Source organism: Variovorax sp. ZS18.2.2, assembly GCF_024701975.1.
GTDB lineage: Bacteria > Pseudomonadota > Gammaproteobacteria > Burkholderiales > Burkholderiaceae_C > Variovorax.
Window position 1 is genome coordinate 95,245 of the sequence record NZ_JANLNM010000011.1, and the last position, 21,590, is coordinate 116,834.

General features: G+C 65.5%; 21 protein-coding genes. 10 read left to right on the forward strand and 11 right to left on the reverse strand.

Annotated features, from left to right (window positions below):
- The first annotated feature begins 125 nt into the window (after window positions 1-125).
- From NU688_RS30470 to NU688_RS30485, 4 genes are read left to right on the forward strand one after another with little or no spacing between them, the layout of a single operon-like run.
- On the forward strand, window positions 126-1,007 hold the full coding sequence (locus NU688_RS30470) for a branched-chain amino acid ABC transporter permease (RefSeq protein ID WP_257864595.1): 882 nt from the start codon (window positions 126-128) through the stop codon (window positions 1,005-1,007).
- A gap of 2 nt (window positions 1,008-1,009) precedes the next feature.
- Window positions 1,010-1,873 (forward strand): branched-chain amino acid ABC transporter permease, encoded by an 864-nt coding sequence (locus tag NU688_RS30475; RefSeq protein ID WP_257864678.1) that lies wholly within the window; start codon window positions 1,010-1,012, stop codon window positions 1,871-1,873.
- Window positions 1,870-2,685, forward strand: a complete 816-nt coding sequence (locus NU688_RS30480) for an ABC transporter ATP-binding protein (protein ID WP_257864596.1) — start codon at window positions 1,870-1,872, stop codon at window positions 2,683-2,685. The genes NU688_RS30475 and NU688_RS30480 overlap by 4 nt, the downstream gene beginning before the upstream one ends.
- Window positions 2,682-3,413, forward strand: a complete 732-nt coding sequence (locus NU688_RS30485) for an ABC transporter ATP-binding protein (protein WP_257864597.1) — start codon at window positions 2,682-2,684, stop codon at window positions 3,411-3,413. Before NU688_RS30480 ends, NU688_RS30485 begins: the two co-directional genes overlap by 4 nt.
- 40 nt (window positions 3,414-3,453) lie before the next feature.
- On the opposite strand, the gene NU688_RS30490 is transcribed toward NU688_RS30485, so the two are convergent.
- Both NU688_RS30490 and NU688_RS30495 read right to left on the reverse strand, forming a co-directional pair.
- Window positions 3,454-4,080 carry a class I SAM-dependent methyltransferase gene (locus NU688_RS30490; protein ID WP_257864598.1) on the reverse strand — a complete coding sequence of 209 codons (627 nt, stop codon included), beginning with the start codon at window positions 4,078-4,080 and terminating at the stop codon, window positions 3,454-3,456.
- A 167-nt stretch (window positions 4,081-4,247) separates the two neighbouring features.
- Complete coding sequence (locus NU688_RS30495) at window positions 4,248-5,738, reverse strand: HD domain-containing phosphohydrolase (protein ID WP_257864599.1); 1,491 nt, start codon at window positions 5,736-5,738, stop codon at window positions 4,248-4,250.
- Window positions 5,739-5,909: 171 nt separating this feature from the next.
- Here NU688_RS30495 and NU688_RS30500 point away from each other — a divergent pair, with 171 nt between their 5' ends.
- Complete coding sequence (locus NU688_RS30500) at window positions 5,910-6,506, forward strand: DUF308 domain-containing protein (protein ID WP_257864600.1); 597 nt, start codon at window positions 5,910-5,912, stop codon at window positions 6,504-6,506.
- Window positions 6,507-6,643: 137 nt separating this feature from the next.
- Here the strand turns inward: NU688_RS30500 and NU688_RS30505 are convergent, their stop codons facing one another.
- The 4 genes from NU688_RS30505 to NU688_RS30520 form a co-directional block, all read right to left on the reverse strand.
- On the reverse strand, window positions 6,644-8,953 hold the full coding sequence (locus NU688_RS30505) for an FG-GAP repeat protein (RefSeq protein WP_257864601.1): 2,310 nt from the start codon (window positions 8,951-8,953) through the stop codon (window positions 6,644-6,646).
- A gap of 71 nt (window positions 8,954-9,024) precedes the next feature.
- Entirely contained in the window at window positions 9,025-10,080 is a 1,056-nt protein-coding gene (locus tag NU688_RS30510) for a hypothetical protein (protein WP_257864602.1), read from the reverse strand.
- 3 nt (window positions 10,081-10,083) lie between these two features.
- Complete coding sequence (locus NU688_RS30515) at window positions 10,084-10,335, reverse strand: hypothetical protein (RefSeq protein ID WP_257864603.1); 252 nt, start codon at window positions 10,333-10,335, stop codon at window positions 10,084-10,086.
- Between the two features lie 11 nt (window positions 10,336-10,346).
- On the reverse strand, window positions 10,347-10,628 hold the full coding sequence (locus NU688_RS30520; protein WP_257864604.1) for a hypothetical protein: 282 nt from the start codon (window positions 10,626-10,628) through the stop codon (window positions 10,347-10,349).
- A gap of 450 nt (window positions 10,629-11,078) precedes the next feature.
- On the opposite strand from NU688_RS30520, the gene NU688_RS30525 reads away from it, so the two are divergent.
- On the forward strand, window positions 11,079-12,080 hold the full coding sequence (locus NU688_RS30525) for an OmpA family protein (protein WP_257864605.1): 1,002 nt from the start codon (window positions 11,079-11,081) through the stop codon (window positions 12,078-12,080).
- Between the two features lie 21 nt (window positions 12,081-12,101).
- Here the strand turns inward: NU688_RS30525 and NU688_RS30530 are convergent, their stop codons facing one another.
- On the reverse strand, window positions 12,102-12,596 hold the full coding sequence (locus NU688_RS30530; protein ID WP_257864607.1) for an Lrp/AsnC family transcriptional regulator: 495 nt from the start codon (window positions 12,594-12,596) through the stop codon (window positions 12,102-12,104).
- A gap of 65 nt (window positions 12,597-12,661) precedes the next feature.
- On the opposite strand from NU688_RS30530, the gene ilvB reads away from it, so the two are divergent.
- Window positions 12,662-14,449, forward strand: a complete 1,788-nt coding sequence (gene ilvB, locus NU688_RS30535) for a biosynthetic-type acetolactate synthase large subunit (protein WP_257864608.1) — start codon at window positions 12,662-12,664, stop codon at window positions 14,447-14,449.
- A gap of 146 nt (window positions 14,450-14,595) precedes the next feature.
- Here the strand turns inward: ilvB and NU688_RS30540 are convergent, their stop codons facing one another.
- From NU688_RS30540 to NU688_RS30555, 4 genes are all read right to left on the reverse strand, one after another.
- Window positions 14,596-16,155 (reverse strand): sodium:proton antiporter, encoded by a 1,560-nt coding sequence (locus NU688_RS30540; RefSeq protein ID WP_257864609.1) that lies wholly within the window; start codon window positions 16,153-16,155, stop codon window positions 14,596-14,598.
- Between the two features lie 80 nt (window positions 16,156-16,235).
- Window positions 16,236-17,246, reverse strand: coding sequence for an alpha/beta fold hydrolase (locus tag NU688_RS30545; protein ID WP_257864610.1), 1,011 nt, complete (start codon window positions 17,244-17,246; stop codon window positions 16,236-16,238).
- 111 nt (window positions 17,247-17,357) lie between these two features.
- Window positions 17,358-17,834, reverse strand: coding sequence for a MarR family winged helix-turn-helix transcriptional regulator (locus NU688_RS30550; RefSeq protein WP_257864611.1), 477 nt, complete (start codon window positions 17,832-17,834; stop codon window positions 17,358-17,360).
- Between the two features lie 66 nt (window positions 17,835-17,900).
- Complete coding sequence (locus NU688_RS30555; protein ID WP_257864612.1) at window positions 17,901-18,884, reverse strand: AraC family transcriptional regulator; 984 nt, start codon at window positions 18,882-18,884, stop codon at window positions 17,901-17,903.
- Between the two features lie 118 nt (window positions 18,885-19,002).
- Here NU688_RS30555 and NU688_RS30560 point away from each other — a divergent pair, with 118 nt between their 5' ends.
- From NU688_RS30560 to NU688_RS30570, 3 genes are all read left to right on the forward strand, one after another.
- The gene (locus NU688_RS30560; protein ID WP_257864613.1) at window positions 19,003-19,413 is read left to right on the forward strand and encodes a PaaI family thioesterase; all 411 of its coding nucleotides are present in this window, start codon (window positions 19,003-19,005) and stop codon (window positions 19,411-19,413) included.
- A gap of 115 nt (window positions 19,414-19,528) precedes the next feature.
- Window positions 19,529-20,284 carry an aldolase gene (locus NU688_RS30565; RefSeq protein ID WP_257864615.1) on the forward strand — a complete coding sequence of 252 codons (756 nt, stop codon included), beginning with the start codon at window positions 19,529-19,531 and terminating at the stop codon, window positions 20,282-20,284.
- The gene (locus tag NU688_RS30570; protein WP_257864616.1) at window positions 20,281-21,585 is read left to right on the forward strand and encodes an MFS transporter; all 1,305 of its coding nucleotides are present in this window, start codon (window positions 20,281-20,283) and stop codon (window positions 21,583-21,585) included. Before NU688_RS30565 ends, NU688_RS30570 begins: the two co-directional genes overlap by 4 nt.
- Window positions 21,586-21,590 lie beyond the last annotated feature (5 nt).

Consider the following 21,590-nt stretch of genomic DNA (forward strand, 5'->3'; position numbering starts at 1 on the left):
GGGACCGTATCGCGCGGCCCGCCGCCGGCCTTTGCAAACTCGGGCCTCTTGCGCCCGTTTTCTTTTTTTCATTTGAATTTGCCGCCGCAACGCCCCCGCCGCGCGCGGCCTGACGGAAGCCCATCGTGCTCGATCAACAGCTTGTCAATGCCTTGTCGCTGGGGTGCGTCTACGCACTCTTTGCGCTCGGCTTCACCCTCATCTTCGGCGTGCTCGGCGTCATCAACCTGTCGCATGGCGCTGTCTTCATGGTCGGCGCGTATTCGGCGGCCGAGTTCATGCGGGTGCTGAACATGCCGCTGTGGGTCGGCCTGCCTTTCGCGTTCGCGTTCTGCGGCGTGCTCGGCCTCTTGATCGACGTGCTGGTGCTCAAGCCGCTGCGCAAGCGCAATGCGCCCCACCTGATTCCGATGATCGCCACCATCGGCGTGGCCATCATCCTGAACAACGGCATCCAGGGCATCTTCGGCGCGGAGAACCTGCGCTTTCCGGCCGGCACCATTCCCGACGACGCCCTGGTGTTCGCAGGCATTCACGTCACGGTGCTCGAGCTGGGCATCGTGCTGTCGTCCTTCGTGCTGATGGGCGTGCTGATGCTGTCGCTGCAGCGCACGCAGCTGGGCCGCGCGCTGCGTGCCATTGCCGAATCGCCCAAGGCGGCCTATCTCGTGGGCGTGAACGTCGAGGGCCTGTTCTACCTGACCTCGTTCGTGGCCGCGGGCCTGGGCGGCGTGGCGGGCGTGCTGATCGGCCTGTACTCCAACGCGCTGTTCCCGCTGATGGGCCAGCCGATGCTCGAGAAGGGCATCGCGGTGATCATCCTGGGCGGCATGGGCGACATCCGCGGCGCACTGCTGGGCGGGCTGTTCCTCGGTTTCGCCGAGGTGCTGTCGGTGGCCTACGTGGGCTCCAACATGCGCGACGCGGTGGCCTTCGGCCTGCTGTTCCTGGTGTTGCTGGTGCGCCCCAAGGGCCTGTTCGGTTCCCTGAAGGAGCGCAAGGTTTGATGATGGAAGCCTTTGACAATTTCTGGGCGGTCTACAGCAACCTGGTGCTCTCGCTGGGCATCAACGGGTTGCTGGCGCTCTCGATCTGGCTCACGCTTGCCTGCGGCATGCTGGCGCTGGCCAACGCGGCCTTCATGGGCATCGGCGCGTACACCGCATCGATCCTCACGCTGACCTACGGCGTGCCGTTCCCGGTGGCCATTGCCGCCGGCATGGCGGCGCCGGCGCTGGTCGCCTTCCTCATCGGCAAGCCGACGCTGCGCCTGTCGGGCGTGTACCTCGCGATGGCCACGCTGGCCTTCGGCGAAGTGGTGCGCATCGCCATCCTCAACGCCGAGTCGCTCACGGGCGGCGCGCTGGGCCTGAACGGCATTCCGCAATCGACCGCGTGGTGGCATGTGGCGCTGGCATTGGTGCTCGTGCTGCTGGTGCTGTGGCGCGTGCGCCGCTCCAAGGTCGGCCGCGCCTTCGAGGCCATCAAGGAAGACGAAACCGCCGCCGGCCTGATGGGCATCGACGTGGCCGGCCACAAGATGCTGGCCTTCGTGCTGGGCGGCGCCATTGCCGGCCTGGCGGGCACGCTGAATGCCCACCTGACCTTCTTCATCGGCCCGGCCGAGTACGGTTTCTACCGCGCGGTCGACATCCTCACGATGGCGATCCTCGGCGGCATCGGCAGCCTCATGGGACCGCTGCTGGGCGGCGCCATCCTCACGCTGCTGCCCGAGATGCTGCGTGGCCTGGGCGCCTTCCGCCTGGTGGTCAACGGCTTCATCCTGGTGCTGATCGTGCTGTTCCTGCCCAAGGGCATCTGGGACCCGGCGCGCATCCGGCAGTGGTTTGGCCGCAAGGGGAGTGCGGTATGAGCGATACCAACACGCTTCTCACACTCACGAACGTGTCGCGCCACTTCGGCGGGCTCAAGGTCCTGCAGGACGTGAGCCTCGACATCCCCAAGGGCGGCATCTTCGGGCTCATCGGCCCGAACGGCGCCGGCAAGACGACGGTGTTCAACCTGATCACCGGCCTCTTGCCGACCACCAGCGGCACCATCCATTTCGAAGGCCAGGACCTGGCCGGCCGCAAGCCCTTCCAGATCACGCGCGGCGGCATCGCGCGCACCTTCCAGAACATCCGCATCTTCAAGGAGATGTCGCTGCTGGAAAACGTCACGGTCGGCATGGACGCCCGGCTGCGCTACGGCGCCTTCGGCCTCCTGGCCGGATCGGGCCTGTTCCGCAGCGAGGAGAAGCGCGCCCGAGACCGCGCACGCGAGCTGCTCAGCTGGGTCAGGCTCGACCACAAGGCGCACGAGACGGCCGACAACCTCTCGTACGGCGACCAGCGCAAGCTCGAACTCGCGCGCGCGCTGGCCACGGAGCCCAGGCTGCTGCTGCTGGACGAGCCGGTCGCGGGCATGAACAGCACCGAGAAAAGCGAACTGATGGTCGAGATCGAGAACATCGCGGCGCGCGGCTACTCGGTGTTCATGATCGAGCACGACATGCGCTTCGTGATGGGCCTGTGCCGGCAGATCGCAGTGCTCAATTTCGGCCGCATCATCGCGCGCGGCGGGCCCGACGAGATCCGCAACGACCCGCAGGTGATCGAGGCCTACCTCGGCCGCGAAGATGATGAACGCGACGAAGCCACCAACGACCAGAAAGCCGCCGCATGAGCGCCGCAACGACAAACCCCTTGCTGCAGGTGCAAGACCTGAAGGTGAACTTCGGACATGTGCAGGCCGTCAAGGGCATCGACTTCGAACTGCACGAAGGGCAGATCACCACGCTCGTCGGCGCCAACGGCGCCGGCAAGTCGACCACGCTGCTGGCGCTGTCGGGGCTGGTGAAAAAGGCCTCGGGCCGCGTCATCTTCGCGGGCCAGGACATCGGCGCTCTCTCGCCGCACAAGATCGTGGCTGGCGGCGTGGTGCAGGTGGCCGAAGGCCGCGCCACGCTGACCACGCTCACGGTGCGCGAGAACCTCGAACTCGGTGCCTACACGCGGCGCGACGGCGCGGCGGCGCGCACCGCCGACCTGGAACGCATCTATGCGCTGTTCCCGGTATTGAAGGACCGGGCCGACGGCCTGGCCGGTAATCTCTCGGGCGGCGAGCAGCAGATGCTGGCGATCGGCCGTGCACTGATGGCAAAGCCGCGCGTGCTGTTGCTGGACGAGCCTTCGATGGGCCTCGCGCCGATCATCGTGCAGGACATCTTTCGCACGCTGCGCGAGATCAACAAGCAGGGCCTGACGATCTTCCTGGTGGAGCAGAACGTGCGCCAGGCGTTGAAGATCGCCGACCGGGCGTATGTGATCGAGACGGGATCGATCGTGCTGTCGGGTACGGGACGCGAGCTGTTGGGCAACCCCAAGGTGCAGGAGGCCTACCTGGGGAGTTGATCCCGTCTTTGCAAGCCCGGGCGAGTGCCTTGAAGTGCGCTCAGCCCGGCTCTTTGCGGCACAGGCAGTAGATGAACTTCTGCACGGTTCCGAACGGCGTGTGGTGCTCCTCGCGCTCCTGCTTCAGGAGCGTGAACGGAGCGCCGAACTCCGCGTGCAGCCCATCGGCGCTGTAGCGCATGACGGGCAGGCCACTGCACTTGTCGGGACCATCCTCGGCGAACGTTGCCACGATGACCTGGCCGCCGGGTTTGACCGCACGCAGCACGGCGCGGACGTAGGCCTCGCGCTCCTCGCGTGCAGTAAGGAAATGGAAGACCGCCCGGTCGTGCCAGACGTCGTAGGCGTGTGGCGCAAGCTCGACCTGGGTGATGTCGCCGACAAGCCAGGTCACATCGCGCGCGTGTTCGCGTTCACCGAGGCGGGCCTTGGCCGCCGACAGCGCGGCCTCGGACAGGTCGAGCACGGTCAGGTTGGAATAGCCCTCGCCCAGGAGGTCATCGACAAGCGTGGAGGCGCCCCCACCGACATCGATGATGGCGATATCCTTTGCCTGGCCGGTTTGGCCGATGAGTTGAACGGACTGAGAGGCGTGCGCCTGGAACCAACTGACACCGGTGGTGGTTTTCGTTGTGTAGACCTGTTCCCAATGCTCTTTGGACTGCATGCGAACTCCTTGTTCTGAAGTGTCGGCACGATGGCGCCACCTCAAATGTACAGACGAGACCCCGCTGTCGAAGCCGAGAGGAAATGAATGGCTGCACGCATGCCGCCGATGCAGTGCGAGAAGCCGTTCATGCACTGCGTTCGATGGGTGCGACCCGCACTCGGCGCTCAAATCAACCCCCGGGTTGCCGCCTTCAACGTCGCGGCCGCGCGGGTCGAACATTCGAGCTTGAGGAACACGCGCTCGACATGCGTTCGCACCGTGCGCGGGCTGATGCCCAGCGCGCGAGCGACTTCCTTGGTGTTCTCGCCCTTGCTGATGCAGCGCAGAACCTCCAGCTCGCGCTCCGACAAAGACTGCTCGCCGCGCTGCGGCGCCGCCACGGACTTCGAGGGCGCATGCGACATCGCGCAGGCGAGCAATGCATCGACAACGTTCTGGTCGAAGCGGCCCGCCTCGACGTCTTCCTTCATGCAGCCCAGCGCCTCTGCTTCGGTGAATTCCGCGCGCCACGGACGGCGCGTGCGAAGAGAAACCCACCGCTCGGCCGCCGCGACGAATTGCCCCTCCAGCGGCATCGCCGTGCCCGACCGGCCGCGGAAATAGCCCGAGCCATCGCGGCGCTCGAAAGCGAAGGACGCGATTTCCGCTTCGGCCGCGAGCCCGTCGATTTGCCCGGCAGCGCGGGAGGTCCAGTACGGCACGAGCCGCAGGCGTTCGAGTGACGAGGCCGGCAGCGGCTCGGGCGCGTTCCAGATCGCGTTGGGCACCGACGCCCGCCCGATGCCGTGGATCAGCCCGGCCTTGTACGTGCGGTGGCACAGGGTTTCGTCGAGGCCCGCGTGCGCACTGCCATCGCGCGCCAGCTGGGCCACGCGGCGCGAGTAACCCGTCATCCAGGGCAGCTTGAGATCGATCACGTCGCCCACCAACTCCAGCCCGACGCGTTGAAGCATCGAGGCGGGCTGGTCGACCACGTCGGTCCACGGCGGGGCAGGGGAGTCCAGCGCTTTCATCCACGTCGAGACCCACGGTGCGCTGGCGTCGACAAGAGAGCCGGGGTAAACGCTGTTCGCGCGCCCGCGGGCCAGCGTGAGCGCTTCGTCGAGCCCGTAGAGGCGGCTGAAGATTTCGAGATCGCTTGCCAGGGCCACGACGTACGTTGCGAGCGGCACGTCATCGCCTTGCAGCAGACCGGGCACGCCGCCGCCGTCGTAGGTCTCGAAGATCGCGCGCAGCGCCGCTTCGGTGTCGGGGTTCAGGCCCAGCGTGTTCGCGATGTCGCCGGCGATTTCGCAATGGATGTTGGCCATGTTGAGCATCGCGCCCGGGATGGCCGCGCTGCGCGGTTGATGTTGCTGCTGTTGTTGCGGCGCGCGGGGCTTTTGCGATGCAAGCAGGGCTTGCCTGCCCTGCACGTCGTCGTCCAGGAAGTCCGCGAACTCCTGTGCGTTGGCCGTGCAGCCCGACCAGCGCAGCAGCGCGACGTGCCGGGCGGCCTCGACCTGCGACGGGTCGCAGCGGGCTTGCGTCGCGATCATTCCCGCGAGCCACGCGGTGCGCAGCGAATGGTCGGTGGGCTGGCCCATGCTCAGGTCGCCGATGAAAGCGAGCGCGCGGATGGCGTCGAAAACGGCGATGGTGGTGTCGTCTGGCATGAGAGGGCTGGAGCAAAAGGACAGCATCGCACAGCCCGTCTTTTTGGGCCTTGTCGGTCATTCGACCGATACCGCGGCCGATGCAGCCCAAACAGAATGGGCTGCACCCGCTCCGTTCGAGGGGCGACAACCTTTCTTCCTCCCCATCTCGCGGTTTTTACCGCCATTGCCATGTCCGACACCAACCAGTCCCAACTACTTCTTCTTCAGCGAGCCGCGTGGCTGCGCAAGCTCTACTTCACTCGCGCGGCCTTTTCCTTTGTGTGGGTCGCGCTGGCCTTCACCGTCGCCAAGAGCTCGCCCGTTTTGGCGAGCGTGCTGCTGATCGTTTATCCCGCATGGGACGCGCTGGCCAACCTGTGGGACGCCCGGATGACGGGCGGCGCAAAGGCCAACCCCACGCAGGTCTTGAACGCTTGGATCAGCGCGCTGATCACCGTTGCCGTCGCGGTTTCGCTGGGGCTCAAGCTGCAGCTCATTCTGGCGATCTTCGGGGCGTGGGCCATCGTTGCAGGGCTGCTTCAGCTGGCGACGGCCATTCGTCGGCGCAAGAGCGACAAAGGGCAGTGGGTGATGATGTTGAGCGGGGCGCAGTCGGCGCTGGCCGGGGGATTCTTTGTGGCACAGCAAGGAAGCGCGGCGCCCGTCGTGCAGACCTTCGCTGGTTACGCAGCGGTGGGGGCCATCTACTTCCTGATTTCGGGGCTGGTCATTCTGTTTCGGAAGTCCAAAGGCAAGGCCGGTGGCTTCGTTTCCGAGAAGGTTTGATTCCGATGTCGAGCACCTCACGCTCCCCACGCATTTCGCGCTTATGCGCGAGGGCCCGCCCGGCTTTCACAGCCGGGCGGGCCCTCGCGTCTTTGGACGTTGCCCTTGTCCCGTTTCAGCGAGAGAGGCGCTTTCCGTCAATAGAGGTAGACGGCTCCCACGTCGTGCGCGTCGTTGTTCTTGAAGTCACCACCGATGCCGTTGGCCCGGCTGTCTTCGCCCGGCGCACCGGCAGCAACGGTCTTGCCATCGCCTGAAACAGAGATCGATTGGCCCAGGAAGTCGTTGTAGTCGAGGATCTTGCCGGTCGCGGCAGTGGTACTGCGCCAGGCTCCCTGGGACTTGACGAAACGGATGACCACGCCCGTCTTGTTGGGACCGGAGTAATCGAGTTCCGCGTTGATGCCCTGCATGCCGGCACTCATCACCGGGCCGCCTGCCACCAGCACGCTGCCGTCGGAAGACAATGCGACCGAACGGCCGAACTCGGCGCTGTTCTTGGGGAGCGGCGAATAGACATAGCCGTCCTGCGCGTAGCTCGTGCCGCCGCCATCGAGGTTGAAGAAGGTGACAGCACCGGCGAAGTCCGTCGGGCCCACCGTCTTGAGCGGTATACCGGCAGCGATCGAGCTGCCATCCGCCGATATCGCCACGGCCGCCCCCAGCTTGTTGCCAGGCTGCGGAAGGCTCTCCTTCAGGTAGTAGGTCTTGCTCAGCGTGGGAATCGTCCACTTGAGGACCAGCACCGCGCCCGAATGCCAGGCGTCCGGGGTGGAGTCCAAGGGCATGCCCACGGCCAGCGTGGCGCCGTCGTCGGAAACCGCGAGCGAACGGCCTTCTCCCGGAATCGAGGTCGAGGCGGAATTGAAATGGCTCCAGGTGCCGTCGACCTTGCGATAGCCGTGCACCGAATTTCCGTTGCCGGCGACCCATGCGATCGAACCGTCGGCAGACAGCGCGGTCGCCGAGCCGAACTTCTCGCTCAGCGTCGACGTGGCTGCCTTCAGGTACGCCACTTCGGCCCAAGTGGTCCCCGTGCGCTCGAACACATAGGCCGCGCCCGACTCCAGCACCGTGTTGTCGGCCTTGTCGCCGCCCACCTTGGTGGCCGAACTGGACTCTCCGGAGGCGCCCACCAGGACGGTGCTGCCGTCCTTCGAGATCGACAACGAGCTGCCGAAGTTGTCGCCGACCTCTGCATTCGAGGCCGTCAGGCGCGTTTCGAACGCCCACTGTCCGCTGCGACGGGAATAGATTTCGATGAAGCCGGCATGCCAGATGGAACTCGCTGCCACTACCAGCCAAGTGCCATCCTTGGACAAGGCAACCGACTGGCCGTATTGGATGTTGCTCACCGAACCGGTGGAAGGCTTCAGATAGCCGATGGCGTTGTTCGCGACGGGAACCAGCACAGGGCTGGCAACGGGATTGCTGCACCCGCTCGCGTTGCAGGCCTGCAGCCTGAAGGTGAACAGGTGGGAGTTTGTGTCCATCAAGACCACGTTCTGAAGGCTGAACGTGGTGCCCGTGATGTTGTCGCCGACCACCTTGAACGGAGCGCCACCCACGTCCTGGGTGATCTTGTAGTAGGTGGCATGCGGCACGCCTCCCCACGAGAAGTTGTAGGCCTTGACGCCATAGGACACGACCTCCATCGGCCTGCTGGGCGGCGGCGGCACCGGGACCACGGTGTCGGTGCAATTGACCGCGATCGACGAGACATTCGCGGTGACGTTGCCGGAGCCGTTCGAGACGACGCAGGTCTGGGCCGCGGGCATCGTCTTCACGCTGACCGCATAGGTCCCGCCATGCGGGAAGGGGTCGCGGAAAGTAAAGGCGCCGTTGGCGCTGACGGTCAGGTCAGTGGCGCCATCGCTGCGCAGCACGACGCTGCCTTTCAGGCCGGTGATGTTTCCGCCCAGGGTGTACGCGAGTTGGGAGCAGGTCACCTTCACAGTGGTGACGGGGCCCTTGGCGGTTCCGGTGCCATTGTTGACCGCGCATGTGAACCCGACCGACTGTGCCACCAGCGTGATTTCGTAGGGATTGTTCGCGATCACGGCGATCGGCGCGGTGAACACCCCGCTGCCATTCACCGTGAATTCGTCGATGCCATTCAGACGGAGGCGCAAAGGGCCCGTGAGTCCCGATACCGTACCGCCGATGGAGTAGGAGGAGCCTGCGTGCATTTCGGCTCGTTCCGAGAGGACCTTCGGGCCTTCCCCGCGCAGGACCGCAGCGATGCCACCCAATGAGTCCGCTTGTGCGGCTGACAGGCCTTGAATACCGGACGGGTCTTGCAGTTCCGCTTTTGCGGTTGCGGCTGGAGTCGCGCTTGGCTCACTGGTCGACTGTGATGAGGACGACGGCCCTGCCGGCAAACCGATGGAGCTTTCTCCTCCGCCACCCCCGCCGCAAGACGCGAGAGCAACCATCAGCAGCGTCACGGCTGCTCTGCAAGCAAGTTTGTTCATCCCTCACCCCAGCAATTTTGTGAATATTTTTCGATGACGGCGACTTACGGCGTGGGCCTGCAGCTTAGTCTTGCTACCCCGATGTAGCGCGCGCGTGAGGGGAACACGGAAGCTATGTAGCTGAGTGCAATCATCATGGTGCCGCGTGTCTCGCTATCGCCAAGCATGTAGGAGACGACGGACTTGTCCGGGTGGAAGGCCGTCTGGCGACCCGATGGCGAATTGAAGAAGGCGGAGAGAGGCACCGTGCCTGCATCACTGCCAGCCGTGACCTGGATTGCACCGGCGATGTCAGCACCGCCATAGCGGTTAAAACTGACAGTCGCAGAAGCGGTCACCATGCCATGGATGGGCGCGTTGCTCGGGGCGTTGTCTAGATAGGTCGGGGTCGTGAAGGCGCCGGTGTCGCAAATGAGCGGAGGAGCGTCGCCCGAGGGTAAATCCGGAAGTTCATTGAATGCGAGGTAGTGGTACGAGCGCTTGAAATCGCCTGTGAGAAGAACGCTCTTGCCGGAGCCCAGAGTGACGGTGCCGGTCACCCAGCGTCCGATGGCGAAGCTCGCATCGCCGTTGATGTTCTTTGTTGCGCTATTGCCTGTGAGGGTGGCGTCATTCAGACGCACCATCGCGCCGTTGGCAGTTTGCTCACTTTGCGTGATGAACTCGAAGAAAATCTCGGTGCCGGAGGTATCCGGGCCAGAGGCAGTCAGCATATAGCGCGCATGGTTGCCGCTACCGATGTAGTAGCGCTCGGGGTTGCCGCCTGGCACGAATCGCGCCGATACCGAACCGGAGTCGGAGATGGCGCCGAGCATTTTGGCTCGCTCCGAGAGCGCATCCAGGCCCTGTCCGCGCAGGGTAGCTACGACACCTGATGAGTCTGCTTGTGCGGCCGACAGCCCTTGAATACCGGACGGATCTTGCAGTTCCGCTTTTGCGGTGACGGCTGGAGTCGCGGCTGGCTCACTGATCGACTGTGATGGCGGCGACTGCCCTGCCGGCAAACCGATGGAGCTTTCTCCTCCGCTACCACCTCCGCCGCAAGATGCGAGAGCAGCCATCAGCAGCGTCGCGGCTGCCCTGCAAGCAAGTTTGTTCATCCCTCACTCCAACAATCTTTGTGAATATTTTTCGTTGACCGCGACTTTCCAAGCGAAGGTGGCTTCTCCAGGAACGTCGGTTTCCGCGCGGCATTTTGCATGACGCGGGCTAAAGCTCTGTGTCGAACTGCCTTGCCGCGTCCGCGCTTGTTTTTTGCCGTTTTCTTTTTGCGGCGGGTGGCGGGTTGAATCCGCCGCCGCATGCCGCCACAGGCGGCCGAGCGGCGCCTGTTCATGCTCCGTCAGCCGGAGCATGCCCATATCGATCAGGCTTGCCCAGCCCGCTCGCTCAAACACCGCTGATGCAACTCCGCCGCCTGATCCACCATATCCGCCGCAAGCCACATCACGTTCTCCAGATGCTTCGGCCCGTCGCCGCCGGACCAATCGATGCCTTCGCCATGGCAGCACCACAGCAGCGACTTCAACTGCTCCAGCCTGTTCTCAAGAAGGTCTGCCGCGCTGGGCCCGTCCGTGGCGATGGGGGCGCCGGTCGACTTGCCGCGGGATGCCGGCATGGGACGCCCGGCCATAATTCGTTTAGCCATTTGTTGTGCTTTCTTTCAAAGTTGTTGCACGTCATGTGGTCAGACGGTCGGGGTGTGTCAGCACCTCGGCCGTCGCCTTTTGTGCCTCGCGTTTTCCATCGAATGCGCATGGCACCGATGGCCCGCCGCGAGGCGAAGCGGTTCATTCATCAAAGCCTGTTGTGTGAGATGCCTTCCTTGCCCACTGTGTGGGCCGTCAAATGGCTGGGGCATTTACTGTAGAGATGCGCGAGGCGTCGAGGGCGGCTGAATTCGCTAGTAAATCTCGAATCGCGCGAGTCAATGGTTGCCAAGCGTGGCACGCGCGCAAGCAAGCCATCGGGCAATCCAATCAGTTGAGCAAGCAACCGAGCAACCGCCTTCGCAACGGCATAGGCCGTCCGTCGAATGCACAGCAGCCTGCGCACTCTCTAGCATTCGAAGCGTCGCCGCTCTTCCCCTGATATCTCGATGAAACAGCTTGCCTCCTTCGCTGTCATGGCGCTGCTTTCGCTGGCCGCCTCCACCGTCTCCGCCGCCACACCGCCCGAAAAAGACCACCCCCTCGTCGGCCGCTACGAAGGCGCGGTGCTCGACGGCACCAGGGTCTCGGCCTACGACGAGGTCGGCCTCATCAAGGAGCCGTTCCAGAACTGGGGCGGCGGCAAGCCCGATCTGCTGAAGCTCGAGGGCAAGATTTCGCTCTATCACTACAAGCTGCCGGCCGGGCGTTCGCTGCTCGAAGTGCAGCGCAACTACGAGGCGAGCCTGAAGGCCAAGGGCTTCGACGTGCTCTTCACCTGCGGCACCGCCAACGCCTCGTGCTACCAGAAGCGCCCCAACAGCGTGGACACGACCACGCCCTCTGACTTTGCCCTTGCGTTCGACGACCCCGAGTGGCCGCGCTTGGGCAAGAGCGGCGACTACGTGCGCAACTACTTTTCGGTGAGCGGGCGTTACCTGCTGGCGAAGAAAACCGGCCCCACCGGCACCGTGTACGCCAGCATCGCTCTCGCCGAGCACAACGCCGATGTCGGCAACCATGCCTTCGTGCGCGTGGTCGAGAGCAAGGCGATGGAGGGCGACAAGATCGTGTTCGTCGATGCCTCGGCGATGCAGAAGAGCCTGGCCGAGACGGGGCGCATCAACCTCTACGGCATCCTGTTCGACCTGGACAAGGACGTGATCCGCCCCGAGTCGCAGCCCACGCTCGACGAGATGACCAAGCTCATGCGCAACAACCCGCCGCTGAAGCTCTCGGTGGTGGGGCACACCGATGCGCAAGGGGAGGCGAAGCACAACGACGACCTCTCCAAGCGCCGCGCGGTCGCGGTGATCGGCGTGCTGGTGAAGGCGGGCGTGGACCCGCGCCGCTTCACCACGCGCGGTGCGGGTGCGGCCGAGCCGGTGGCGCCGAACGACAACGAGACGGGGCGCGCGAAGAACCGGCGGGTCGAGTTGGTGCGGCTCTGAGCCCGGGGGAGGGCGGCGCCGTCAGATGACGGGCACGCTGGTCTCCTTCAGGACGCGCAGCACGAAGTGCGATTTGCTGTGGCGGATGCCGGGGATCTTGTAGAGCTTTTCGCGCAGTAGCCGCTCGTAGTCGCGCGTGTCGCGCACGGCGATGCGGATGTAGTAGTCGTAGTCGCCTGACACCAGATAAGCCTCCTGAATCTCCGGAATGGTCGCGAGCACGCGGCCGAAGTCGTAGAGCGTCTCGTCGGTGTGGCTCTCGAGCGTGACCTGCACGATCACCGAGTCGTGATAGCCGAGCTTGGCCGGATCGACGTCGACGGTGTAGCGCTTGATGACGCCCTGCGCCTCCAGCTTCTTGATGCGCGTCCAGCAGCTGGTGGGCGAGAGGCCGACCTCGTTGCCGATTTCCTGCAGGGTCTTGCGCGAGTCGAGCAGCAGCACGCGGAGGATGGCCATGTCGATCTTGTCGAAAGATCCTTCTTCGGAAGTCGCTGTTTTCCGATTGGTTTTCATAAATTGGACCTAAAGAGCCAAAAGAAAGAAGCAAATTCTGCCTCAGGAGCGGAAGAATTGACGGCATGAGATTGCTCGACATACCCCTCACGTCTTCCCTGTCCCTTCATCCCGAGGCCGCTCCCCGCGTGCGCAACGGGGCGGAGGCCCTGCTCGACACGCTGGTCGAGTGCGGCGTCGACACGATCTTCGGCTACCCCGGCGGCGCCGCACTGCCGCTGTACGACGCGCTGCACGGCGAGCCGCGGCTGCGCCATGTGCTGGTGCGCCACGAGCAGGCCGCGGTGCATGCGGCCGAGGGCTATGCGCGCAGCACGGGGCGGGTCGGCGTGGTGCTGGTCACCTCGGGGCCGGGCGTGGGCAACACCATCACCGGGCTGCTCGATGCGATGAGCGATTCGGTGCCGGTGCTGTGCATCAGCGGGCAGGTGGCGACGGCGGTGATCGGCACGCAGGCCTTTCAGGAGAGCGACGCACTGGGCATGTCGCGCTCGGTGACCAAGTGGAACCAGCAGGTGCGCGCGGCCGATGACGTGCCGGCGCTGGTGCGCCGCGCACTCGAAATCGCATCGACGGGCCGGCCGGGGCCGGTGCTGCTCGATGTGCCGAAGGACATTCAGCTGATGCGTTTGGGTCATGGTGGCGCTTCGACGCCGCTGCGCCCGCTGCGCACGAGCAGGTCGGCGTTGCCGCCGAAGGCGATGCTGCAGCGCGCGGCCGACTTGCTCTCGACGGCGCGGCGGCCGGTGCTCTATGGCGGCGGCGGGCTCATCAACTCGGGGCCTGCAGCCTGCGAGGCCTTCACGCAGTTGGTGAATCGCCTGCACGCGCCCTGCACGCTGACGCTGATGGGCCTGGGCGCCTTTCCGGCATCGGACCCGAAGTTCATCGGCATGCTCGGCATGCACGGCAACCTGGAGGCGAACCTCGCGATGCACGAAGCCGACCTGGTGGTGTGCGTCGGCGCGCGCTTCGATGACCGCGTGACTGGCAAGCTCGACGAGTTCTGCCCGCATGCGCGAAAGATCCACATCGACATCGACCCGACGAGCATCAACAAGATCGTGCAGGTCGATGTGCCGATGGTGGGCGACTGCGCGACGATCCTCGATGCGGTGCTGGCGCTGCTGCCCGAAGAGGGCTTTGCGCCCGAGCGGCTGGCGCCGTGGTGGGCGCGCATCGAGCGTTGGCGCGCGGAAGATTGCTTGAAGTTCGAGCCACGCGCGGATGCGATCCTGCCGCAGCAACTCGTGTCGTCACTGCAGCAGGCCATCGGCCGGAGCGGGCGCGAGGCGATCGTCTCGACCGATGTGGGCCAGCACCAGATGTGGGCCGCGCAGTACCTGCGCTTCGACAGCCCACGGCACTGGCTCACCTCGGGCGGCGCGGGCACGATGGGCTATGGCCTGCCCGCCGCCATCGGCGCGCAGATCGGCCACCCCGATGCGCTGTGCGTGTGCGTGAGCGGCGATGCATCGGTGCTCATGAACATCCAGGAGCTGTCGACTGCGGTGCAGCACCGCACGCCGGTGAAGCTGGTGCTGTGCAACAACGGCTACATGGGCATGGTGCGGCAGTGGCAGGAGCTGAACCACGGCAACCGGCTGAGCCACAGCTGGAACGAGGCGCTGCCGGATTTCGTGGCGCTGGCGAAGGCGTTTGGATGGGGGGCGCGGCGGGTGTCGGCCCCGGCCGAACTCGAAGCCGCGCTGGTCGAATGCCTCGCGAGCGAAGGGCCGTTCTTTCTCGACGTGCAGGTCGCGGCGCAGGAGAACTGCTTTCCGATGATGCCGTCGGGGCATGGGCATCACCGGGTGATGCTGGCGAAGGACAGGTGGTACGAGGAGGGCTGATGCCCGGTTTTTCTCCCTCCCCTTCCGGGGGAGGGCAGGGGTGGGGGCAAGCGGCGTTCGATAAAGCGCTGCGATGAATTGAACGCCGTCGTGCCCCCATCCCAGCCTTCCCCCGGAAGGGGAAGGAGCAAGAGAGGGAGCAAACGCTACACGCTCTGCAGCCTCACATCATTGGCAGGAATGGCATTGAGCTCCGCCCAATCCATCTCTTCCTCGAGCCGGTGGTAGGTGTCGTCCTCGATCTGCCCACCGGCGCGCAGCGCATCGAGTGCCTGGCGTTGCGCGCGAATCGCCGTGGCGCGCAGGCGGTCGTGTGCCGTCCTGGCCTGCGGCTGGTTCTCATTGGATGCGATGACCCGCGTTGCGCGGTATTCGTCGCGCACGGCATCGGCCGCGTCGCCGTCTTCGGCCTCCAGCGCGGAGAGGGCCGCATCCATCATCGCGGTGCGGGCGAGCGAGATTTCCTTGTCGAGCGATGCGTCGGGCTCGATCTTCAAGGCCTTGATCAGCGGCCCGATGGTGAAGCCCTGGATCACCAGCGTGCCGAGCACGACCGCGAACGCGCTCAGCACGATGAGGTCGCGCCCCGGAAAATCCGCCGGCAGCGCAAAGGCCGTGGCCATGGTGACCAGCCCGCGCATGCCTGACCATCCGACGAGGAGGCCGATGCGCTTCGAAGGGATCGAGACGCCCTTGGGCTTCAGGCCCAGGCGGTGCTTCACCGTGCGCATCACCGCCCCGTAGAACAGCACCCACACCACCCGCACAGCGATGACCAGCGCGAGCACGAGGCCCGCGAACTGGAGTGCGTGCGTGAGCGCAGGGCCGGAGAGACGGTCGAGGATGCCGCGCGCCTGCAGGCCCATCAGGAAGAACGCCAGCACATTGAGCGTGAACACCACCGCGCCCCACACCGCATAGGAGTGCACGCGGTCCCGCGGCGCGCTGCGGCCCGGGGCGTACTGGCCCAGCGTCATGCCGAAGGCGACCACCGAGATGATCGGCGACAGGTGCAGCCGTTCGGCCACGATCCACGCGGCAAAAGTCATCACGAACTGGAAGATGATGGCCGAGCGCGTGCCCGCGAAGATCGGCCCGACCACGTGCAGGTTGATCTTGGCGAGCACGATGCCCACCACGGCGCCGCCTGGCACCGCGATCAGCAGCATCGGCAGCGAACTCGCGATCGGCTGGTGCGCGGCACCCGCCGCCGACACCGCCACGCCGAACACCAGCAGCGCGACCGCATCGTTGAGCAGGCTCTCGCCGTTGATGAGCGACAGCGTGCGTCGCGGAACGCGGAACTGCTGCATCACCGCCGCCGCGGCCACCGCATCGGGCGGCGCGACGATGGCGCCGAGGGTGATCGCCGCGGCAATCGGCAACCCCGCGAAGGCCCAGCCGGCCCATGCCACCACGGCGGTGGTCAACAGCACTGCGACCAGCACCAGCGAGACCAGCGGCATCCAGTGGCGCCGCAGCTCGCGCGGCGAGGTGTCGAAGGCCGAGTCGAGCAACGCGGGCGCGATGAAGAGTGCGAGCGCCAGGTGCGGATCGAAGTTGATGTGCGGCACCCACGGCATCGCGCCAAGCCCGACGCCGGCCAGTGCCAGCAGCGAGGGGTAGGGCAGCGCGAGGCGGCGCGAGAGTTGCAGCAGCAGGCACGCCGCGACCAGCATGAGAAGGACGTTTTCGAAGATGTCCACCGGGGCCTCTCAGTTCTTCGTGTTGTGCCCGCAATACTAAAAGAGGCTAAGAGAGGCCCGGCCAATCGCCGAGGGGGCGATCAGGACTTGATGAACGCCAGCAGGTCGGCGTTGAACTTGTCCTTGTGCGTGTCGGTCAGGCCGTGCGGCGCGCCGGGGTAGACGATGAGCTTGTTGTTCTTCACCAGCTTGGCCGAGGCCAGGCCCGCTGCGCCGATGGGCACGATCTGGTCGTCGTCGCCGTGGATGATGAGCGTGGGCACGTCGAACTTCTTCAGGTCTTCGGTGAAGTCGGTTTCGGAGAACGCCTTGATCGAGTCGTAGGTGTTCTTGTGGCCGCCGAGCATGCCCTGCGCCCACCATGCATCGATGAGGCCTTGCGAAGATTTCGCGCCCGGGCGATTGAAGCCGTAGAAGGGGCCCGAGGGCACGTCCTTGTAGAACTGCGAGCGGTTGGCCAGTTGCGCGGCGCGCAGGCCGTCGAACACTTCGATGGGCAGGCCGCCGGGGTTGGCGGCAGTCTTCAGCATGAGCGGCGGCACGGCCGAGATGAGCGCGGCCTTGGCCACGCGCTTCGTGCCGTGGCGGCCGATGTAGCGCGCCACTTCGCCGCCGCCGGTCGAGAAGCCGACGAGCACGACGTTCTTCAGGTCCAGCGTTTCGATGACCGTGGCCAGGTCGTCGGCGTAGGTGTCCATGTCGTTGCCGTTCCAGGGCTGGCTGGAGCGGCCGTGGCCGCGGCGGTCGTGCGCCACGGTGCGATAGCCCTGCGACGAGAGGAAGAGCATCTGCGATTCCCAGCTGTCCGAGTCGAGCGGCCAGCCGTGGCTGAACACGACGGTCTGGCCGGTGCTGGGGCCCCAGTCCTTGAAGTAGAGCTGGGTGCCGTCTTTGGTAACGATGGTGTTGCTCATGGTCTGCTTTCCTTTGAGTGAAGAGGCGGGAACCGCACCGTGCTTTGGCGCGGCGGTGGAAGCGGCGGATGCCGCGGACGAGAAGCCGGTGCCCACGAGGGCGCCGGCTGCGACGGAGGCGCCGCCGAGCAGCAGGCTGCGGCGGGTGGCGGTGGATTTCAGGCTGTTGGCGGACATGGTGCGTTCCTTCGGTGACGTGGTGGTGGAGAGGGAATTCGTATCGCTTGTATTAATATCGCATGCGATATAAATGGCATGAAAAAACAGGAAGGCGGATGCGGCGAGCCATCACGCGTTCCTGTCGAGGTTCGAGCGCAGAGCGAGCAATTGGTCGCGCAGGTTGCCGATGTCCTCGGGCTCCAGCGCCATCGCCGTGGCCACGCAGGCCGGCAACGCGCGGGCCTTCTTGTGCATGGCGCGGCCTTCGGTGGTGAGCGACACGATGACCTGGCGCTCGTCCGATGCCGAGCGCACGCGCTGGATGAGCCCGCGCGTCTCGAGCCGCTTGAGCAGGGGCGTGAGGGTGGTGGTTTCGAGCGCGAGGCGCTTGCAGATCTCGGAGACGTTGACCGAGTCCTTCTCCCACAACACGAGCATGACGAGGTACTGGAGGTAGGTCAGGTCCAGGTCGCGCAGCAGGCCGCGGTACACCTTGTTGAGGCTCAGCATCGTGGAGTACACGGCGAAGCAGAGCTGCTCGTCGAGCGCCAGCGGATTGGTCGCGGGGGCTTCGGCGGGGGGGGCGGTGGGGCGCTTGGAAGGCATGGGGCGAATATTAGATCGCATGCGATCTAGTTGCAAGCGATATTTTCCGATGACCCCTCAGACGCCTTAAGCCGGCGATCTGCGCCAGGCCCCTGGCGGTGTCCCGAACTGGCTCCTGAAGCAGCGACTGAAGTGGCTCGCATCGCCAAAGCCGTTGCGATACGCAATCTCCGAAACACTCAGGTGATCGAGCCTGCGGTTCGCGAGCTCTTCCTTCGCGCGTTCGAGTCGGCGCGTCTTCAGGTACGCGCCGTACTGCGTGCGCTGCATCTCGAAGAGGCGGTGCGTGAGCCGCTTCGAAATACCCAATTCTTTCGAGACCGCATTGACCGACAGTTCCGCATCGCCCAGGTGCGCCTCGATATAGGCCACGAGCCGCTGCCAGCGGTCGCGCTCGCGGCGCTTGCCCTCTGCCACGTCGTCGTCCACCAATTCGCACGATTCGCAGTACGTCGCGGCCAGCAGCGAGACGAAGGACTGTTCCGAGAAATACGCGAGCGCCGGCGTGCCCTGCACCGGCCCGGGGAACACATGGCCCATGTGCGTGCGCGCGGCTTCGGCCAGCCGCGAATCGGCCTGTGCGATGGAAGGCACGAAGCGATCGTGCAGGTCCGCATGGATGCCGAAGAACCGGCCCGCCGGCACGCGCAGCATCACCAGCTTGCCGGGTGTCGTGAGCGTGCAGACGGACGGCAGCCGCGTGGTGCGGAAGGTGATGTCGCCCTGGCAAAAGGGCAGGCGCCGGCCGCCCTGGTCGATGGTGCCTTCGCCCTCGACGGCGATCATGGCCAGCACGTCGCCCGAGCCGCTGGGCGAGGCGAGCGCGGTGTCGTGCCGCACTGCAAGCGGTGTCGAGGTGAAGCTGATGGCCAGGCCGCCGCCCACAAGCCGGCAGGCTTCGAGGCTCATGCGCGGGTTGCTGTCCTGCACGCTGAGTTCGCCGGGGTAGACCAGCGAATCGAGCGCGCTGGAGTAGCCCTGCACGTCGCCCGGATAGAACGGGCGGAAGCGGGGCGCAAAGCTCAGTTCGGATGCGGTGTCGTGGTGCATGGTGGGGCTCCTGCCGTTGGCCCGCACGCTTCGTGCCAAGCGGCTGCAGTCTAGGTCTCGGCCCGGCTCGCAACGATCGAGACTTTCCACTAGGCTGCGGGATTCTCAGGAGACATCGATGACTGAAATCGCAGACATCCAGAAGCTGTTCGCCGGAATCTTTCCCGGCCTCATGGGCATCCGCGTGACGGTGCTGGAGCCCGACCGCGTGGTGGCGGAAATGGAGGTGCGGCAAGACCTCTGCACGGCCGGCGGCATCCTGCACGGGGGCGCATCGATGGCCTTTGCCGACACGCTGGGCGCGGTCGGCACGCTCGTGAACCTCTCGGGCGGCAAGCGCACGACGACCACCGACTCGAGCACCAAGTTCATCGCCGGCGCGCGCCTCGGCAGCACGGTGACGGGCACCTGCGTGGCGCTGCACCGCGGGCGCACCACGATGGTCTGGCAGACCGCGATCACGAATGCGGAAGGCAAGCTCTGCAGCGTTGTCACGCAGACGCAGCTGGTGCTCGATCCGGCGCCGTGACGCCATAGCGGGCCCGGTTGGCACGCAGGGTCAATGCGCGTGCGCTCAGGCACAAGCTCAAATCGCGACCCGCTTCTTACATTGACCGCCACCGTCAATGCACAGGAGCCACAGCGTGAGCGACACAAGAGCTACAACCCACGACACCCCCGCACCGTCCCTCGATGGACTCAGCTACGGCAACTGGAGCGAGGCCGAGAAGCTCGCGCTCAGCTGCCGCATCCTGGCCAAGGAAGGGCACTCCGAAACGCTGGCCGGGCAGGTCACCGTGCGGCAGGCCGACGGCACCTTTCTCACGACGCCGCTCGCGCACGCCTTCAGCGAAATCCGCCCGCAATCGGTGATGCGCATCGACGACTCGCTGCGTGTGCTCGAAGGCCGCGGCGTGCCGAACCCTGCCGTGCGTTTTCACCTCTGGGTCTACAGGCGAAGGCCCGACGTGAACTGCGTGATGCACACGCATCCGCCGTATGTGTCGGCCCTGTCGATGACGGGTGAGCCGCTGCAGATCGCGCACATGGACGCCACGCCGTTCTTCGACGACTGCGCGTTCCTCGCCGAATGGCCCGGCCTGCCGATTGCCGATGTGGAGGGGGAGATCATCTCGGCGGCGCTCGGCCAGAAGCGCTGCGTTCTGCTCGCTAACCACGGCTTCCTGGCCGCGACCCAGAGCATCGAGGAATCGCTCTACATGTCGGTGCTCATCGAGCGCGCGGCGCGCAACCAGCTGATTGCGCAATCGGCCTACGGGCGGCTCAAGCTGGTGGACCCGGCACTGGCGAAGGAATCGCACGATTTCCTGCTGCAGCGGAGCATCGTGAACGCGAGCTTCGCGATGTTCGCAAGGCAGATCACCGGGGAGCAGCCATGAGCAGCATCGCTTCGCCATTGCAGGGCGCTGCCGTGGAGAAAAAGCGCCAGAGCGTGTGGAAGATCGGCGCCGCCACCATGGTCGGCACGGCCATCGAGGCCTTCGACTTCCTGGCCTACGGCACCGCCGCGGCGCTGGTGTTCAACAAGCTCTTCTTTCCCAACTTCGACCCGACCGTCGGCACGCTGGCCGCCTTCGGCACCTTCGCGAGCGGCATGCTGGCGCGGCCGCTGGGCGGCATCGTCTTCGGGCACTTCGGCGACCGGCTGGGCCGGAAGTCCATGCTCACGCTGAGCCTGTTGATGATGGGCATCTGCACCGTGCTGATCGGGCTGTTGCCGACCTACGAATCGATCGGCATGTGGGCCGCGGTGCTGCTGGTGCTGCTGCGCATCGGGCAGGGCCTGTCGTTCGGCGGCGAGCTTGGCGGCGCGATGCTGATGGCCGTGGAGCATGCGCCGCCCAAGTGGCGCTCGCTGGTGGGCAGCATGCCGCAGATGGGCGCACCCATCGGCGTGCTGCTGTCCTCGGGCGCCTTCGCGCTGGTGACGCAACTGCCCGAGGCGAGCTTTCTGAGCTGGGGCTGGCGGCTGCCGTTTCTTGCGAGCGCGGTGCTGATCGTGCTGGGCGTGTTCATCCGCATGAAGGTCGAGGAGTCACCCGAGTTCATGCAGGTAAAGGTGCACCAGAAGACGGCCGCGTTGCCGGCACGCGAAGTCGTGGTGGCGCACTGGAAGCCGTTGCTCCTGACCATCGGCGGCAAGCTGGCCGAGGTGACGCTGATCTACACGATCCTGGTGTTCTCGATCTCGTATGCGACGACTCGCCTCGGGTTCTCGCGGGCCGATGCGCTGCATGCGTTGATCGTGGGCTCGGTGGTCATGGTCTTCACCATTCCGGCCAGCGGCTGGCTTGCGGACAAGGTGGGAGCGCGGCGGCTCTATGTGTTCGGTGGGCTGCTGCTGGCCGTGATGGCGGTGCCGCTGTTCCAGGCGATCGGCAGCGGGTCGCTCACGGCGTACACGGTGGCGATGGTGGTGGCGTTGTCGATCAACTACGCGCTGATGTTCGCGCCGCAGTCGAACCTGTATGCAGCGCAGTTTCCGGCGGAGCTGCGCTACTCGGGCATCTCGATCGGCATCCAGTTCGCGGCAGCCATCGGCGGCGGGCTGGCGCCGATCATCGCGGCGACGCTGGTCGCGAAGTACTCGAGCATCGTGCCGGTGGGCATCTATGTCGCGGTGCTGGGCGTGATCGCGGCGGTGTCTGCGTACCTGATGCGGCCCACCGCGAACGAATGAGCGAT